Annotated in this window: 18 protein-coding genes; 12 read left to right on the forward strand and 6 right to left on the reverse strand. The window is 62.8% G+C overall.

Annotation, left to right across the window (positions count from 1 at the left end; all coding sequences use genetic code 11):
* The first annotated feature begins 74 nt into the window (after positions 1 to 74).
* Both ACTJKQ_RS09670 and ACTJKQ_RS09675 read left to right on the forward strand, forming a co-directional pair.
* The gene (locus ACTJKQ_RS09670; RefSeq protein WP_056056598.1) at positions 75 to 575 is read left to right on the forward strand and encodes a pilin; all 501 of its coding nucleotides are present in this window, start codon (positions 75 to 77) and stop codon (positions 573 to 575) included.
* A gap of 85 nt (positions 576 to 660) precedes the next feature.
* Positions 661 to 2376 carry a Wzy polymerase domain-containing protein gene (locus tag ACTJKQ_RS09675; RefSeq protein ID WP_440596702.1) on the forward strand — a complete coding sequence of 572 codons (1716 nt, stop codon included), beginning with the start codon at positions 661 to 663 and terminating at the stop codon, positions 2374 to 2376.
* 128 nt (positions 2377 to 2504) lie between these two features.
* On the opposite strand, the gene moaC is transcribed toward ACTJKQ_RS09675, so the two are convergent.
* Positions 2505 to 3005, reverse strand: a complete 501-nt coding sequence (moaC, locus tag ACTJKQ_RS09680) for a cyclic pyranopterin monophosphate synthase MoaC (RefSeq protein ID WP_056057571.1) — start codon at positions 3003 to 3005, stop codon at positions 2505 to 2507.
* 190 nt (positions 3006 to 3195) lie between these two features.
* On the opposite strand from moaC, the gene ACTJKQ_RS09685 reads away from it, so the two are divergent.
* Positions 3196 to 4662 (forward strand): M48 family metalloprotease, encoded by a 1467-nt coding sequence (locus ACTJKQ_RS09685; RefSeq protein ID WP_440596801.1) that lies wholly within the window; start codon positions 3196 to 3198, stop codon positions 4660 to 4662.
* On the opposite strand, the gene ACTJKQ_RS09690 is transcribed toward ACTJKQ_RS09685, so the two are convergent.
* The 3 genes from ACTJKQ_RS09690 to ACTJKQ_RS09700 form a co-directional block, all read right to left on the reverse strand.
* Positions 4630 to 4983 (reverse strand): phage holin family protein, encoded by a 354-nt coding sequence (locus ACTJKQ_RS09690; RefSeq protein WP_056056593.1) that lies wholly within the window; start codon positions 4981 to 4983, stop codon positions 4630 to 4632. The genes ACTJKQ_RS09685 and ACTJKQ_RS09690 overlap by 33 nt on opposite strands.
* Positions 4984 to 5057: 74 nt before the next feature.
* The gene (locus ACTJKQ_RS09695) at positions 5058 to 5516 is read right to left on the reverse strand and encodes a hypothetical protein (protein ID WP_056056591.1); all 459 of its coding nucleotides are present in this window, start codon (positions 5514 to 5516) and stop codon (positions 5058 to 5060) included.
* An 86-nt stretch (positions 5517 to 5602) separates the two neighbouring features.
* Positions 5603 to 6358 carry a TerC family protein gene (locus tag ACTJKQ_RS09700; RefSeq protein WP_056056589.1) on the reverse strand — a complete coding sequence of 252 codons (756 nt, stop codon included), beginning with the start codon at positions 6356 to 6358 and terminating at the stop codon, positions 5603 to 5605.
* Between the two features lie 524 nt (positions 6359 to 6882).
* Here ACTJKQ_RS09700 and ACTJKQ_RS09705 point away from each other — a divergent pair.
* Together ACTJKQ_RS09705 and ACTJKQ_RS09710 are read left to right on the forward strand one after the other, a co-directional pair.
* Positions 6883 to 7323 carry a DUF3717 domain-containing protein gene (locus ACTJKQ_RS09705; protein ID WP_099731773.1) on the forward strand — a complete coding sequence of 147 codons (441 nt, stop codon included), beginning with the start codon at positions 6883 to 6885 and terminating at the stop codon, positions 7321 to 7323.
* Between the two features lie 52 nt (positions 7324 to 7375).
* Positions 7376 to 7681, forward strand: a complete 306-nt coding sequence (locus ACTJKQ_RS09710) for a putative signal transducing protein (protein WP_121941350.1) — start codon at positions 7376 to 7378, stop codon at positions 7679 to 7681.
* 84 nt (positions 7682 to 7765) lie between these two features.
* Here the strand turns inward: ACTJKQ_RS09710 and ACTJKQ_RS09715 are convergent, their stop codons facing one another.
* Both ACTJKQ_RS09715 and purB read right to left on the reverse strand, forming a co-directional pair.
* A complete protein-coding gene (locus tag ACTJKQ_RS09715) occupies positions 7766 to 8326 on the reverse strand; it encodes a YaeQ family protein (RefSeq protein ID WP_440596703.1) in 561 nt (186 codons plus the stop codon).
* Between the two features lie 102 nt (positions 8327 to 8428).
* Positions 8429 to 9808, reverse strand: a complete 1380-nt coding sequence (gene purB / locus ACTJKQ_RS09720) for an adenylosuccinate lyase (RefSeq protein ID WP_440596704.1) — start codon at positions 9806 to 9808, stop codon at positions 8429 to 8431.
* 132 nt (positions 9809 to 9940) lie between these two features.
* Here purB and ACTJKQ_RS09725 point away from each other — a divergent pair, with 132 nt between their 5' ends.
* The 7 genes from ACTJKQ_RS09725 to ACTJKQ_RS09755 all read left to right on the forward strand — a co-directional run bounded on the left by ACTJKQ_RS09725 (position 9941) and on the right by ACTJKQ_RS09755 (position 16480).
* The gene (locus tag ACTJKQ_RS09725; protein ID WP_056742845.1) at positions 9941 to 10555 is read left to right on the forward strand and encodes a glutathione S-transferase N-terminal domain-containing protein; all 615 of its coding nucleotides are present in this window, start codon (positions 9941 to 9943) and stop codon (positions 10553 to 10555) included.
* A 105-nt stretch (positions 10556 to 10660) separates the two neighbouring features.
* Complete coding sequence (locus ACTJKQ_RS09730) at positions 10661 to 11377, forward strand: TetR/AcrR family transcriptional regulator (protein ID WP_440596705.1); 717 nt, start codon at positions 10661 to 10663, stop codon at positions 11375 to 11377.
* A gap of 223 nt (positions 11378 to 11600) precedes the next feature.
* Entirely contained in the window at positions 11601 to 12185 is a 585-nt protein-coding gene (locus ACTJKQ_RS09735) for a TRAP transporter small permease (protein ID WP_440596706.1), read from the forward strand.
* 27 nt (positions 12186 to 12212) lie between these two features.
* Entirely contained in the window at positions 12213 to 13493 is a 1281-nt protein-coding gene (locus ACTJKQ_RS09740; protein ID WP_440596707.1) for a TRAP transporter large permease, read from the forward strand.
* A 55-nt stretch (positions 13494 to 13548) separates the two neighbouring features.
* Positions 13549 to 14553, forward strand: a complete 1005-nt coding sequence (locus ACTJKQ_RS09745; protein ID WP_099731779.1) for a TRAP transporter substrate-binding protein — start codon at positions 13549 to 13551, stop codon at positions 14551 to 14553.
* Between the two features lie 81 nt (positions 14554 to 14634).
* Complete coding sequence (locus ACTJKQ_RS09750; protein WP_082564857.1) at positions 14635 to 15543, forward strand: shikimate dehydrogenase; 909 nt, start codon at positions 14635 to 14637, stop codon at positions 15541 to 15543.
* Between the two features lie 37 nt (positions 15544 to 15580).
* The gene (locus ACTJKQ_RS09755) at positions 15581 to 16480 is read left to right on the forward strand and encodes a VOC family protein (RefSeq protein WP_440596708.1); all 900 of its coding nucleotides are present in this window, start codon (positions 15581 to 15583) and stop codon (positions 16478 to 16480) included.
* Positions 16481 to 16494: the final 14 nt, after the last annotated feature.

Below are 16494 nucleotides of genomic sequence, written 5' to 3' on the forward strand. Positions count from 1 at the left end.
GTCCTCCGTTTCAATAAGCAGGCACAGCAATTGCATAGTCATTGTGCATTTGCAACTTTTCCTAGGAGTTTTTCATGAAGCGTTCTATTCAAAAGGGTTTCACCCTGATCGAATTGATGATCGTGGTTGCGATCATCGGCATCTTGGCTGCTGTCGCGTTGCCTGCCTACAAGGACTACACGGTCAAGGCGCGCATGTCTGAAGTGGTTCTTGCTGCTTCTCAGTGCCGCACTACCATCAGCGAAACCATCCAGAGCATGAACCCCACGTCGACGTTGTCGGGTACCAATGCCTTCGGTTGCGATGCGACCAACCCCACCAAGATGGTGGCATCGATTGCAGCCGATGCAGTGACTGGAACAATCACTGTTGTGCCGCATGCCAGCAATCTGGGTCAAGCCACTGCTTTTGTCGCTGCTAGCGATTACATTACGCTGACACCAAAGAAGGACAGTGCAGGTGCAGCTTACGCTTTGGGTACTGCCACCACTGGCGGCCAGGGCACCCAAGTGTACGAATGGGTTTGCAAGGGCAATGGTGCTGCACTCAAGTACTCGCCAGGTTCTTGCCGCTGATAGCGGTCTCGAATCGGTATAACTTATGATTCGCAAAAGGGGGCTTCGGCCCCCTTTTCGTTTGATTGCTCTACGCACCGTGCCAATGACCTCCGATTCGTCACCTCGCCCCGCCCGCTGGACAGTGCTGGCCGCCTTCGTGTTTGCGCTGAGTTGGCTGCTGCCCAACCACCACGAGCCCTGGGTGGATTTTTACTCCGATGCCTGGGCCGCGCTTGTGCTTTGGTGTGTGGGGGCCGCGGTGTTTTGGCGCAGTCGGCAGCTGACTCGCATGACGTGGCACACGCTGCCGATACTGGCGTTAGGCAGCGTTGCCATTGTGTGGATGCAGTACGCCGTCGGCTTGGTGGAGTCTTTCGGTGTCGCGTGGATTAGTTCCCTGTACCTTTTGGGTTTGATGCTGGCGCTGCTTGTGGGCACTGCGTGGGAGCGATGGCAGCCGGGGCAATGCGCCGATTTCCTGTTCATCGCAGTGCTGGTTGGAGCATCGGGCTCGCAGCTGATTCAGGTGCAGCAGTGGTTGCGCCTCGATCCAGGGCAGTTTTTCTGGCTATTCATTCCGCCGCCGCCCTCCCGCTTTCATGCCAATCTGGGTCAGCCCAACCAGCTATCCAGCCTGCTGTGCTTGGGAGTGCTGGCCTGCGCCTGGCTTAATGGCCGCGGGCGCCTGCCGGGTTGGGTGGCCTGGGGCTGGGCTGTACTGCTGGCGGTGGGGCTGGCGCTGACAGATTCGCGTACAGGTTGGGCTATCGTACTGGTGGTTTTGGGCGCGCTGCTGGTGTGGCGGCAGCGGCTGGCCATCCCGCGCCGCTTGCTGGTAGCTGCCTTCGCCTGGGCCGTGATTTTCGCACTTTGCGTGGTGGCACTGCCGCATGTCAACCTGTGGTTGGGGCGGGCCAACGAGTTGCAGGAACTGCGAGGCGCCTCGACGCTGCATTTACGGCTCGAGTACTGGGCCAAGGCTTGGGAAGCCGTGCTACGCCAGCCTTGGTGGGGTTATGGGTGGATGCAGGCCAGCCTAGCGCAGTTTACACCCGACCCTTATCAAATGGTAACCGGCGGCACGCTGCGCCATACCCATAACCTGGTGTTCGACCTGTTGGTTGAACTGGGTCTGCCACTCGGATTGACCATCTGTACGCTGCTAGTGCTGTGGGCGGTTAGCGCAACGCGCCGTGTCGAAAGAATGGAGCAGCTATGGATGTTGCTTTTTGTTGCCGCCTTGGTGGTGCACGCGCTGCTGGAGTTTCCGCTGCACTACGCCTACTTCCTGTTGCCACTGGGCCTGATGCTGGGAGCACTGAATGTGAGGCTGGCCTTCCGTCCGCTGTGGACCACCCGCGGTTGGCCCGCCGTGATCGCGTTGGCGCTCTCGGCTGGAGCCCTGACCATTACCACCTATGACTACCTGCGCGTCGAAGATGATTTCTTCTCCTTGCGCTTTGAGCACCAGCGGCTGGCCCGACCGGCGCCGCAGACAGCACCCGAGGTGGTGGCGCTCACGCAGCTGCAAGACATGGTTTGGCTCGTACGCGTCGATCCTGCGCGTTCCCATACGGAGCAGGACCTGGATCGTGCGCGCCGGACGGCCATGCTGCTGCCCAGCCTGATGGCCAAGTACAAACTGGCCACCATGTATGCGCTGGCCGGCCAGCCGGAGCGTGCCGAGTACTGGATCGTGGTGATAACTCGGATGAATCGTTTGGACGCGCGAATCGTTCGCAACCTTCAGCATCAATGGCAGGAGCAAGCCGCCGTCTACCCTGCCATGGCGCAGGTGACGTGGCCGATAGAAAAATAGGCACCACTGGAAACGACGGAACAAGCTATCGGGGCCGCTCGGCAGTCATCCAGTGGTAGGTGTCCTCGGTACGAGGGGCGATGCGTGGCCGCCAGGGGAGCTGGCGGCCGATTTGTGTCCTGACTATCTCAGCCTTCCGCTGCCTTGGCCACAAAACTCCCCGACTTGCCTCCATGTTTCTCCACAACATGCACATCATGGATGGACATGCTCCGATCTACCGCCTTGCACATGTCGTAGATGGTAAGCAGAGCGACCTGCACAGCGATAAGCGCTTCCATCTCCACGCCTGTGGGCCCGACAGTTTCCACGGCTGCGGTACAAGATATACCTGTAGTACCCAATTTGTGGACGCTGGATGCTTCGAACTCAATAGCAACTCGGGTTAACGCCAGCGGGTGGCACAGCGGGATCAGGTCGCTGGTTTTCTTGGCGGCCATGATGCCAGCGATGCGGGCAATGCCGAGCACGTCACCCTTTTTGGCGTTGCCAGCTTCGATGATTGCCAGCGTGGCGGGTTGCATTTCGATGCGGCCGCTGGCGATGGCGATGCGATGTGTAGCCGCTTTGGCAGCCACGTCAACCATGTGGGCTTGGCCTTGGGCATCAAAGTGGGTGAGTGCGGACATGGGGTCGTAACCAAGTGAATAGGTGGGAAACATTTGGGGGGCAGGGCATCATACGTGCATGTGGATCCGCAAATGCCCCCCTGCAAAGCCTTCGATCGAAGACCCACGCCTGCATCAGCATATCGTGCAAAATATTTGCCAAGGCCATAACGGGATTGCTTGGATAGCTGCATTATTGATAGCCATTGGTATGGCTGTTGCATTGCCGGCTGCAGCCCAAACTATCCTCCCCACCCTCGGCGACACCAGCGACCTCACCACTAGCGCCGAGCGCCGCTTGGGCGATCGCATCATCCGCGAGTTGTACCGCGACCCAGACTACGTTGATGACCCAGTCGTGATCGACTATGTGAAGGGGATATGGCAACCGCTCTTGGCAGCAGCCAAGGCTCGGGGAGAACTCAGTGCCGAACTGGACGAACGCTTTGCTTGGGAGATCCTGCTGGGACGCGATCGCACGGTGAATGCTTTTGCCCTGCCCGGTGGGTACCTAGGGGTGCATCTGGGACTAATCGGTGTGGTGGCGACACGTGATGAACTGGCCTCCGTGCTGGCGCACGAACTGAGTCATGTGACCCAACGTCACATCTCGCGGCTGATCACGCAGCAGAGCAAGCAGACGCCGTTACTGCTGGGGGCGATGGTGTTAGGCGCTCTGGCAGCCAGCAAAAACCCAGGCGCCACGCAGGCCCTGGTCGTGGGAGGCCAAGCCTTGGCCATTCAGAATCAGCTCAATTTCTCGCGGGACATGGAGCGTGAGGCGGACCGCATTGGCTACGGGCTGATGGCCCCCGCGGGTTTTGCGCCCCAAGGGTTTGTGAGCATGTTTGAAAAACTGCAGCAAGCCAATCGACTCAATGACAATGGGTCGTGGCCTTACTTGCGCAGCCACCCGCTGACCACGGAGCGTATGGCAGACATGCAGTCGCGCATCCCTCCGGGTGCAACATCTGCACCGGGCGCCGCAATGCTGGCTTCCAGCGAACATGCCATGGTGGCTGCGCGGGCGCGTGTGCTGTCTAACCCCGGAGTGGATACCTTGCGCCAGTGGATCGCGGAGCCCAAGGGCTCTGGGTTTCAGTCGCAGCCACTGCCGCGACGGGCCGGCGCGCTGTATGCGGCGGCGTTGGCAAGCAGCCAGTTGCGTGATGCGGCAAATGCGCGTCTGATCGCGCGCCAACTGGACGACTTGGTGCGACAGGACGCCGCTGCGCATCGCCTGGCACGCCTGTTGGTGGCAGAGACCGAATTGGCAGCTGGCGATGCATCTGCGGCCCTGCCGTCCATTCCAGATGGCAACAACGCACGCAGGCCAGAACTTGTGTTGCGTACCCAAGCCCTGCTGCGCGCCAACCGACCTTCTGACGCCACGCAAGCCTTGCAAACCTGGGTGGCAACCCACCCCAAGGATGCGACTGTATGGCAACTACTGGCGTCCACCTGGCAAGCACAAGGCCAGGCGCTCAGGGCGATTCGTGCCGAGGCAGAAGCGCAGGCTGCACGCTATGACTATGCCGCCGCTGTAGACCGGTTCAAGGCCGGCCAGGATATGGCTCGCCGAGGCGGTGCGGCGGTGGATCATATTGAGGCCTCCATCATCGACACGCGTCTGCGTGCGATGGAGTCACTTCTTCGCGAACAAGCCGCCGAGCGCTGATTCGATGACCAGGCCCAGCACCGAGTAGATCAGCGAACCCAGCAGCGCAGCCCCAAAACCGGCGACGTGGAAGCCGTCCAGCACGCTGGCCGCTGCCCAGAACATGAGTGCGTTGATGACGAAGAGAAACAGCCCGACCGTAACGATGGTGACGGGTAAGGTGAGTACGACCAGCACCGGTCGCAACACCACATTGAACAGGCCGATCACGAAGGCCGCGATCAGCGCCGAGGTGAAGCTTTTCACCTCCACACCGCTGTAGATGTAAGCCACAAACAGCAGCGATGCAGCGCTGAGCAGCCATTTCAGAAGAAGTCGCATGGCCGGAGAATAGCACTGGCCTGCTGTGCTGCAATCATTGGATGTGGCTTGCCTGGCCACACACACCTACCGGCCTATTCGAGCGCCAGCACCCACAACACACCAAAGCCGGTGAGCACGCTGCCTAGCGTGCCCGACAGTGACGACCAGCGCCCGTCCACGCGGCCAGTGGGCTGCACAGGCTCGGACTTGGGTCGGCGCGCGTCCACCACGGGTGCGGTCACCATACCGCCGGCATCTGCCTGAAGTTGAGCCGTGAGCTCGGCCAACGGGCCCTTGGCCACCACGGTGGTTACAGCCCCCGAGGGGGTATGAAGTGTCGGAACAATTTGTGCGAACAGCTTGTCCGCCCACTTGGTACGCCAGTTCTCGCGGGTGCTGTGGCTCACCCATTTGCTGACACGGTGGGTCATGCGTGGCGCACACGCTACCAGCACCCAATGGGTGTGTGCGCTGGCTGGGCGCCCACACAGGGGTGCCAGCACTTGCTGTGCGTACGCTGCGTCGTCCACATACACGATGACTCTGTCCATACCCACCTCCAGGTGTGATGCTGACCACAGGGGAGCGGTATGGCCCCCTGCGCCGCCTCAGATGCAATGCAATCCGCGTGAAGCGGTCAGTGCCCAGCCGGTGCCGAGCCGGCACTGGCACGGCGAGCCAGGATGATCTTGCCAGCCAGCAAAACCAGCAGCGCACCGGCCACACTGGCCCCGTACTTCACGACATCGGTGACTTCGCCGCTCACGCTATCGACGGGCATCTTGAGCATCCACTGCCACTTGTCAGGGTTGGCGAGGGCTGGGTCGGTGACCAGCATGCCGCCGGCAATCCAGCCCAGCAGCATGCCACCCAGCGTGATGATGAGGGGAAACCGCTCCATGAGCTTGATGACCAGCTGACTCCCCCAGACGATGATCGGGATAGAGATCAGCAGACCCAGCACCACCAGCAGGAACGAATGGTCGCCTGCGTTCTGGGCCGCACCGGCAATAGCGATCACGTTGTCCACGCTCATGACCAGGTCGGCCACAATGATGGTCTTGATGGCAGCCAGCAGCTTGTCGCTGCCTTGCACGTCGCCATGGCCCTCTTCATCGGGAGCCAGCAGCTTCACACCGATCCACACCAGAAGCAGCGCACCCACGAACTTGAGGAAGGGCAACGCCAGCAAGGTCATCGCAAAGGCGATCAGGATCACGCGCAGCACGATGGCGCCCGCAGTGCCCCAGATGATGCCTTTGGTGCGTTGTGCAGGGGGCAGTTTGCGGCAGGCCAGGGCAATGACCACGGCGTTGTCACCCCCCAGCAGGATGTCGATGATGATGATCTGGCCGAGTGCGAGCCAGAATTCGGGCGAAGCCAAAAAGTCCATAAATTCCTCAATGTCAGTGGCGCGAAACGAGGATCCTGGCGCCACTGTAGCGCCGAGTCCCCCGCAGGGATAGGGGGCTTACGGTGACCTGGTCAAGGAAGGCTTGCCCCAGACAGGGGAGACATGGCAAGCGAAGGAACGGCCTTGATCAGCCCACGGTGGGCCCATCAAAGGTCTTGCTCAGTTCTACACAAGCTGGTTATGCGTGAACCCGGATTGCCGGAAGCAAAGCTTCGTATTGACGACAAATCCGATGCCTTGTGCCGCTCAAGTCCGGATGGCGGTGGGCTGGCTGGCAAGGCGGGAGCTACTCCCCTTCGAGACCGCGATTGGAACATTACCGGCGAGGCAGCGCAAGGGCCGGGGTGTTGTGGTTACTGCGTACACGCCGGGGTGGGGCTGGGCGTGCTACCTCGCTCGGGGAAATACGGCGGATACCACCACTGCCAGCATCCCTTGTGGCGGGCCGCTATCATCCAGCCCCTCTTGTGCCCCTGCGCTTGCGCGTCCCTTGCCCCCCTTTCATGGCTGCCATCCACATCACCGACATCGAAGCTGCCATCAATCACTGGCGGCACCGTGCGCCCGCATCACCCGATGGGTTGGGTCTGGCGCCTGAGGTCCAGGCCCTGGGGGAGGTCTATGCGCTGATGGTCTACGGGCACACCACAGAGATCGACGAGGACAGCCTGCCTTCCGCAGCCATGGCGGCATGGCAGGCCTGGTACGACACGACGCCCGACACACCTTGCATCGCCATTTGCTCCACCAGCCAAGGCGATGACCTGTGCAAGGGCTGCGGGCGCACTTTCGACGAGGTGCAATTCTGGCCCTCGTACACTCCGGCGGAAAAGCGGGGGGTGTGGCGCCGTATCACGCTGGAGCACTCGGCCTGGCGTTTCAACCGATATGCCGAGCGCGCCGCAGAGGGCGTGACCGCGCCAGGGGCGCCAACGGCGGGGTAGGTTGATGGGCGATGGGCTGTACGCCCGCCCGGCAAACCGCTAAGGTGGCGCCATGCTGCGCCTGACCCAAGCTCCGAACATCGCCATCGCCACCCTGTGGGCGGATCTGCTGTGCGAAGCGGGCATGACGGCCTCTGTGCAGCGCCAGTACCTGGGCGCTGCCGCCGGACACCTGCCACCCGATCAGTGCCTGCCCGAGATCTGGCTGGACCACGAAGAGCACGCTGCGCGTGCACAAGCCTTGCTGCAAGAGTTACACAACCTGCCGCAGCGCCACTGGGCCTGTCTCTGTGGCGAGTGGGTAGAAGGCGGTTTTGAACAGTGCTGGAATTGCGGAGCGTTCATGCCGCGCGACTGACGGTATTGGGTGGTTTGCTATATATTTGATAGCTAGTAAGGCATATTCCTCTATCGCTACCAGGAACTTTGCCCAAAAACGCCCTCACTTCCAGCGTACAGGCTCCACATGCACGCTGCCTTGTGTGCTGCTGAGGGTGATGGATCCTTCCTGCACTGTGGCCTGCAGCTGCATGCTGCGCTCGGCCAGCTGCGCCAGCGCTTGCGACGCCTCGGTCGGAATGCGCCAGACCTGCAGCTTGTCCAGCCGCGAAAGCTTGGTTTCAATTCCCTTCCACCAGATCTCGGCCGCGTGGTTGAAGCAGTACACGATCACCGAGTCAGCCTTGCTGCAGGCTTTCGTCAGGGGCTTGTCTTCCGGCTGTCCTACTTCGATCCACACGCGTTTGCGGCCGGTAAAGTCCGTCAGCGATGCATCTGGGTCATCCGGGTCCGACAGCCCTGAGCCGAACGCGAGTGTGGCGTCGCCATTGCACAGGTCATTGAGCTGGTGCGCCTGAATGGCCAGGGCTGCCAGCCGCACCATCATGCGCTCGTCGGTTTCGCTGGGGTGGCGTGCCAGGGTGAGCGCATGGTCGGCGTAGTAGCCGTGGTCGATGTCGGCGATTTGCAGGTTCGCCTTGAAAATGGTGGATTTGATGGCCATGGGGTGTATCAAAAACAAGAGCTGCCAGCGCAAGTATTTACTTGCTTTGGCAGCTCTAGAGGTTTCAAAAGCGCGTGCTATCAGCGCAGGCAGCTATCATTTTTATACGCGACGCGCCAGCTCGGCCGCCTTGCCCACATAGCTGCCGGGCGTCATCGCCAGCAGTCGGTCCTTTTCGGCCTGAGGAATCTCCAGCGACTGGATCAACCCGTGCAGCGCTTCGGCTGTCACGGTCTTGCCCCGGGTCACTTCCTTGAGCTTTTCGTAGGCGCCCTGCACTCCAAAGCGGCGCATCACCGTCTGGATGGGTTCAGCCAGCACTTCCCAGGACGCGCCCAGGTCTTCGGCCAGGGCTTCTTCGTTGATTTCGAGCTTGTTCAGGCCCGTGAGCAATGAGGCATAGGCCAGCGTGGCGTAGCCCAGGGCCACGCCCATGTTGCGCAGCACGGTGCTGTCGGTCAGGTCACGCTGCCAGCGGCTGATGGGCAGCTTTTCGGACAGGTGCTTGAGCAGCGCGTTGGCCAGGCCCAGGTTGCCTTCGGCGTTCTCGAAGTCGATGGGGTTGACTTTGTGCGGCATGGTGGACGAGCCGATTTCGCCCGCCTTGAGGCGCTGCTTGAAGTAGCCCAGGCTCACGTAACCCCAGATGTCGCGCGAGAGGTCGATCAGGATGGTGTTGGCACGGGCGACGGCATCGAACAGCTCGGCCATGTAGTCATGGGGCTCGATCTGGATGCTGTACGGCTGGAAAGTCAGGCCCAGGCCCAGAGGCTCGGGTGTCTCGATGACCTTCTTGCTGAAGGCTTCCCAGTCAAAGTCGGGCCAGGCAGACAGGTGGGCGTTGTAGTTGCCCACTGCACCGTTCATCTTGCCCATGATTTTGACGCTGGCGATGCGGTCGCAGGCGGTTTGCAGGCGCATCACCACGTTGGCCATTTCCTTGCCCACGGTGGTGGGGCTTGCCGTCTGGCCGTGGGTGCGGCTGAGCATGGGCACTTCGGCAAAGGCGTGTGCCATTTCGCGCAGCTTGAGCACGATGCGGTCCAGCCCTGGCAGCACCACCTGGTCGCGACCCGAGCGCAGCTGCAGGGCGTGGCTGGTGTTGTTGATGTCTTCGCTGGTGCAGGCAAAGTGCACGAACTCGGAGGCTTTTTCCAGCTCGGGGCGTGCCTCGAACTTGCTCTTGATCCAGTATTCGACCGCCTTCACGTCGTGGTTGGTGGTCTTCTCGATCTCCTTGATGGCTGCAGCATCGGCCTCGGAGAAGTTCTTGACCAGGCCCAGCAAGTAAGCGCGCGCTCCGGTGGTGAGGGGCTTGAACTCTGCAAACCCTGCATCCGACAAGGCAATGAACCACGCCACTTCCACTTGCACGCGGCGGTGCATGTAGCCGTGCTCGCTCATGATCGGGCGAAGGGCGGCAAGTTTGGGGGCGTAACGGCCGTCAAGCGGCGACAGGGCGGTGATGGTGGACAGGCTCATGGCGCACGATTGTAGGCGGGGCGGGTCGGCGGGGTTTGTGGGGGCGGCGCATCAGTCGGCCTCATGCCGGGTCGCTGTCGATAGAATCAAACCCGAATTGTTCAGCATTCCCCGCGCACTGGAAGACACACCATGAAATTGATCGGAGCCACCGCCAGCCCCTACGTGCGCAAGGTACGTATCGTGATGGCTGAGAAAAAGCTCGACTACCAGTTCGTGCAAGAAAACGTCTGGGCAGACGACACCCATATCTCCGCATCTAACCCCCTGGGCAAGGTGCCCTGTCTGGTGATGGAAGGCGGCGAGGCCGTGTTTGATTCGCGCGTCATCGTCGAATATCTCGACACCCTGTCGCCCGTGGGCAAGCTCATCCCTTCCCAGGGCCGCGAGCGCGCTGAAGTCAAAACCTGGGAGGCCCTGGCCGACGGCGTGATGGATGCCGGCATCCTGGCCCGCCTGGAAGCCACCTGGGTTCACCGCAAGGACAGCGAACGCAGCCAGGCCTGGATCGACCGTCAACTGCTCAAGGTGAACGATGGCCTCAAGTCCATGAGCCAGGGCCTGGGCGACAAGCCCTATTGCAGCGGCATCCACCTGAGCCTGTCGGACATCGCCGTGGGTTGCGCTCTGGGTTGGCTGGAGTTCCGCTTTCCCGAGATCGCCTGGCGCAGCGAGTACCCCAACCTGGGCAAGCTGCTCGACAAGCTGATGCAGCGCCCGAGTTTCGCGGACACCAAGCCCGCCTGACCCCGTCGCTCGGCTGCTGAAAGGCTCCGGCAAGCCCGTCCTCCCGCAGAGTGCCGCGGGTCTTTGTGCAGTCCGGTCTTCTGCTTGCCGTATGCTCCCGGGCGTATGAACGAAATGGTTCAAAACCCACCCCCCACCGCTGGTGCCAGGGCGACCCGCCAGCGCGCCGCGCGCGAGGCCGCTGCCACGCCGGGCGCCGACCGGGTGCGCGTGAACGACCCAGACCGCACCATGGCCAACATCCTGCAGGTGGCCACGGCAGAGTTTGCCGACAAGGGCCTGGCCGGGGCCCGCATCGACGAGATCGCGGCACTGACCAGCACCAGCAAGCGCATGATCTACTACTACTTTGGTAGCAAGGAAGGTCTGTATGTGGCGGTGCTGGAAGACGCCTACCGCCGCATCCGGCGCATTGAGTCCGAGCTGCACCTCGAAGACCTGGCGCCCGAGCAGGCCCTGCGCACCCTGGTCGGTTTCACGGTGGACTACCAGCTCGCCAATCCCGACTTCATCCGCCTGGTGATGAACGAGAATATGCATCGGGGCGAGTACATCACCCAGTCCACCACCATCCAGGAACTAAACATCCCAGTCATCCATGCCGTGCGCGATGTGTACCAGCGCGGCGTGGCAGCGGGGGTTTTTCGTCCGGATGTGGACCCTGTCGATCTGCACATGTCGATCTCGGCGCTGTGCTTTTTCAACGTGGCCAACCGCCACACCTTTGGCGCGATCTTCAAGCGCTCGTTGGATACACCTGCCGCCACGGCGCAGCGCCGTGAATCGATCATTGAAATGATCGTGCGCTTTCTGCGGCCCTGAATCGAATCCCCCCGGCGCGCCTCGCGCATGGCACCCCGCTGTTCTTCAGGGCCATGAGCTGGAGGACGCTCTTCGCCGGGCGTGGTTGACCCACCCGTCGCGGTCCCACCCCGCGCCACCCGGTGCTGCCCTACCGCTGTTCGCGAGCAGGGTTTGCACCTAGATCAAATACTAACCAGTTCGTACAAAATCAAATCCACAACTGATAACGACTGGAGACACCATGCTTGCACTGGCCGACCGCTGGCTCTGGCGATACACCCGCGCACTCGACATGCTTTCCGGCCTGTGTCTGGCCATCATGGTGGTGCTGGTGTTTGGCAACGTGGTGCTGCGCTACACGGTGAACTCGGGCATCACGGTGTCCGAAGAGCTGTCGCGATGGCTGTTTGTGTGGCTGACCTTCATGGGGGCCGTGGTGGCTTTGCGAGAGCATGGGCACCTGGGCACCGATGTCTTGGTGTCCCGCCTGCCCGCTGTGGGCAAGAAGGTCTGCCTGGTTCTCGCACAGATCTCGATGCTGTATGTCTCCTGGCTGCTGCTCAAAGGCAGCTGGGCCCAGATGCTGATCAATGCCGACACCGAAGCGCCGGTGACCGGGGCGTCCGTGGGCATCTTCTACGCCAGCGGTGTGCTCATGGGCGCATCAGCCATTGCCATTCTGGTCCGCGATCTGCTGCGCACGCTCTTTGTGCCAATGGGCGAGCATGAGCTGGTCATGGTGCAGGAAAGTGAAGAACTCGCGGCACTGCAACACCGCACGGAAGACGCCAGAGCCACCCCTCCCTCGGCGGGCACACGCCGCTGATCCCTCTTTTGCACTGGAACGCGCACCATGACCGTCACCATCTTCCTGGGCTCCCTGCTGCTTGCCATGGCGATCGGTGTCCCCATCGCTTACGCGCTGCTGATCTGCGGTGTGGCGCTGATGTGGCATCTGGACCTGTTCGACGCGCAGATCCTGGCACAGAACGTGATCAACGGCGCGGACAGCTTCCCGCTGCTGGCCGTGCCGTTCTTCATGCTGGCGGGCGAGATCATGAATGTGGGCGGGCTGTCCAAGCGCATCGTGAAGCTGGCGCTCACCGTGGTAGGCCATGTCCCCGGTGGCCTGGGCTACGTGGCCATCATGGCGGCCGTGATCCTGGCGGCAGTGTCGGGCTCGGCCGTGGCGGACGCGGCGGCCTTGGCGTCGCTGCTGCTGCCCATGATGGTGGCTGCGGGGCACAACAAGGAGCGTTCGGCGGGCTTGATTGCCTCCGCCGGGATCATCGCGCCAGTGATACCGCCCTCGATCGGCTTTGTGATCTTTGGCGTAGCCGCCAACGTGTCCATCAGCAAGCTGTTCCTGGCGGGAATTGTTCCCGGTGTGCTGCTGGGGCTCTCGTTGGCTGTGACGTGGTGGTGGCTGGTGCGGCGCGAGAACGTGGCGCCGCCGAAGCGCGCAACGCGCGCCGAGCTGCTGCTGGCGTTGCGCGAAGCCGTCTGGGCCCTGGGCCTGCCCATCATCATCCTGGTGGGTCTGCGCATGGGGGTGTTCACACCCACCGAGGCCGCTGTGGTGGCCGCCGTCTACTCGTTGTTTGTCGCGATGGTCGTGTACCGTGAGCTGACCCTGCGTCAGCTGGTGGAGATCTTTCAGACCTCCGCACGCACCAGCGCCGTGGTGATGTTTCTGGTCGCTGCAGCCATGGTGTCGGCCTGGCTCATCACCGTGGCCGACCTCCCGTCTGCTGTCATCGGCATGCTGGAGCCCTTCATGGGCAACCAGACGTTGTTGCTGATCGCGATCATGGTGCTGGTCATGGTGGTGGGCACCGCGATGGATATGACGCCGACCATCCTCATCCTCACGCCCGTGCTGATGCCGGTGGTCAAGGCGGCGGGCATTGACCCGGTGTACTTCGGCGTGCTGTTCATCATCAACAACGCCATTGGCCTCATCACGCCGCCCGTGGGCACCGTGCTCAACGTGGTGGCCGGGGTGGGCCGCATTTCCATGTCGCAGGTCACCCGGGGCGTCATGCCGTTCATGTTGGCGCAGTTCATCGTCATGTTCCTGCTGGTGCTGTTCCCATCCATTGTTCTCGTGCCCTTGCGCCTGCTGGGGGGCTGACCTTCCCTCCCGCGCCTACCGTTTCTGCCTGCCCAAAAACCAAGGAGACCATCCCATGAAGCTGCTCAAGACCCTGCTCGCCACGGCCCTCGTCGCCGCATCGCTGCTGCCCGCTGCGCACGCGCAGGAGCGCACCATCAAGTTCGCCTTCCAGAACCAGAAGGACCACCCGCAGGCCCAGGGCGCGCAAAAGTTTGCCGACCTGGTGGCGGCCAAGACCAACGGCCGCATTGCCGTCAAGCTCTTCCCCGGCGGCACGCTGGGCGGCGACCTGCAGACCGTGTCGGCGCTGCAAGGTGGCACGGTGGAGATGACGGTGCTCAACGCGGGCATTCTGTCGGCCCAGGCCAAGGAATTCGGCATCTACGACTTCCCCTTCCTGTTCGCTACGCCCCAAGAGGCTGACGCCGTGACGGACGGCCCCTTCGGCAAGAAGCTGCTCGACAAGCTGCAGGCCAAGAACTTGGTGGGCCTGGGTTATTGGGAGCTGGGCTTTCGCAACCTCACCAACAGCAAGCGCCCCATCACCAAGGCTGAAGACATTGCAGGCCTCAAGATCCGCGTGATCCAGTCGCCCATCTACATCGACATGTTCAACGCGCTGGGCGCCAATGCCGTGCCCATGCCCTTCCCCGAGCTGTACACGGCCATGGAGCAGAAGGCCGTGGACGGCCAGGAGAACCCGTTTTCCACCATCCTGTCGTCCAAGTTTGCGGAGGTGCAGAAGTACCTGACCGTGACGCGCCACATGTACAACCCCCAGGCCGTGATCGTGAGCAAGAAGTTCTGGGACAGCCTGAACCCTGCTGACCAAAAGGCGCTGACCGACGCCATGGCCGAGGCCACCACCTTCCAGCGCGGTGTGTCGCGCGTGCAGGCCAATGTGGCGCTGGAAGACCTCAAGAAGGCCGGCATGCAGGTGTCCGAGTTCTCGCCTGCCGAGCTGGACAAGCTGCGCGCCAAGGTGAAACCCGTGGTCGAAAAGCACAGCGAAAAAGTGGGCGCAGAGACGGTGAAAGAGGTCTACGCCACGCTGGCCAAGCTGCGCGGCGGCAAGTAAGCCCCACGCTGCCCTCCCTGCACGGCTGCCAGTGGCCCCGCCACGCCCGGCCGTGCATTCACCCCGTATCCCGCCCGCCCCATGAGCATCCAGCTGCTTGATCCCCCGGTCACCACACCCACGTCCGCCATGCCATCCACAAGCCCCCGCAAGGTGCTGATCGGACTGATCGGTGCCGGCATCCAGAAATCGCTGTCGCCCGCGCTGCACGAAGAAGAAGCGCGCCATCACGGCATGCGCCTGCACTACCAGCTCATCGACCTGGACCGCTCTGCTTCCTCGGCGGAGCATCTGCCCACGCTGTTGTCGGCGGCGCGCATCATGGGCTACGCGGGCTGCAACGTGACCTACCCCTGCAAGCAGGCGGTGATTCCGCACCTCGACAGCCTGTCTGAAGAAGCGCGCGCCATGGGCGCCGTGAACACCGTGGTCATCCAGGGCGGAAAACTCGTGGGCCACAACACCGACGGATCGGGCTGGGCCTGGGGCTTTACCCGCGCACTGCCTGGCGCCGACCTGAGCCGCGTGGTGCTGCTCGGCGCGGGCGGTGCCGGCGCTGCGATTGCACACGCCGTGCTGCGGCTGGGCGCCGAGCACCTGAGCATCGTCGATGCGCAGCCCGAGCGTGCGGCTCAACTGGCAGCCGACGTGAATGCGCTGTACGGCGTCCGGGCCGAAGCCTCCGACATCCAATCGGCCATGGCGCAGGCCACAGGCCTGATCCACGCCACGCCCACGGGCATGGACAAACTGCCCGGCCTGCCACTCGATGTGGCCCTGCTGCGGCCCCCGATGTGGGTGTCCGAAGTGGTGTATTTCCCGCTCGACACCGCCCTGGTACAGGCCGCACGCGCGCTGGGCTGCCGGGTATCCGACGGCGGTGGCATGGCTGTGGGCCAGGCCGTGGGCGCGTTCGAACTGTTCACCGGCGAGGCGCCCGATGCGGCGCGCATGGATGCGCATTTCCGCCGCCTGGTCAGCACGCGCTGATGCCACTGCCCGCCGCAACCCCCAAGGAGCCGACACCATGAGCACCCCGATGATGGCCGCCCGCGAAACTCTGGGCGAACTGCCCAACCCCCTGGGCCTGCAGGGCGTGGAGTTCATCGAATACGCCACCAGCCGTCCGCAGGCCCTGGGCCAGGCGCTGGAGCGCATGGGCTTTCAGCCCGTGGCGCGCCACCGCTCGCGCGAGGTGCTGCTGTACCGCCAGGGCGACATGAACATCATCGTCAACGCCCACCATGACAACGAGCTCACCGGCGTGCACGCCCCGCCCGCGCTCACTGAAGCGCCGGTGCTCGCCGCCATTGCTTTTCGCGTGGGCAATGCGGCCGCGGCCTACCGCCGGGTGCTGGAACTGGGCGCCTGGGCCGTGCACACCGAGGTCGAGGTGATGGAGCTGAACATCCCCGCCATCCACGGAGTGGGTGCCAGCCGCATCTACTTTGTCGACCGCTGGAAGGAGTTCTCCATCTACGACGTGGACTTTGTGCCCATCCCCACCGTCAACCAGCGCCCGCCTGCGCTGCAGGGCCTGCACCTGTTTGGCGTGGTGCAGTACATCGGCCTGGGCCGTGCGGAGGACTGGATCCACTTCTACAGGGAACTGTTTGGCTTCGCCGAGCTGGCACCGGACCAGTCGTTTGGCGTGCTCACCCACGGCCGCATCCTGGCCAGCCCCTGTGGCACGCTGCACTGGCAGCTCATCGAACCGTTGGTCGATGCGCTGGAAGCCGACCCCGAAGAGTTGCTGCAACGCGTGGCCTTTGGCGCGCCCGACGTGCTGGCCACGGTGCAAGCGCTGCGCGAGCGCGGTGTGGACTTCGTCGAGTCCCCCACCGGCGTGCACACGGGCACGCGCGGCGCCCTCACCCGCGCAGATGCCGGCGCTCCCAGCTTCGAACTGGTGCTGGACGCACGCTGAGCCTGGAGACTGCC

Source organism: Acidovorax sp. 22279 (assembly GCF_052045435.1).
In the GTDB taxonomy this organism is placed as follows: domain Bacteria; phylum Pseudomonadota; class Gammaproteobacteria; order Burkholderiales; family Burkholderiaceae_C; genus Acidovorax; species Acidovorax delafieldii.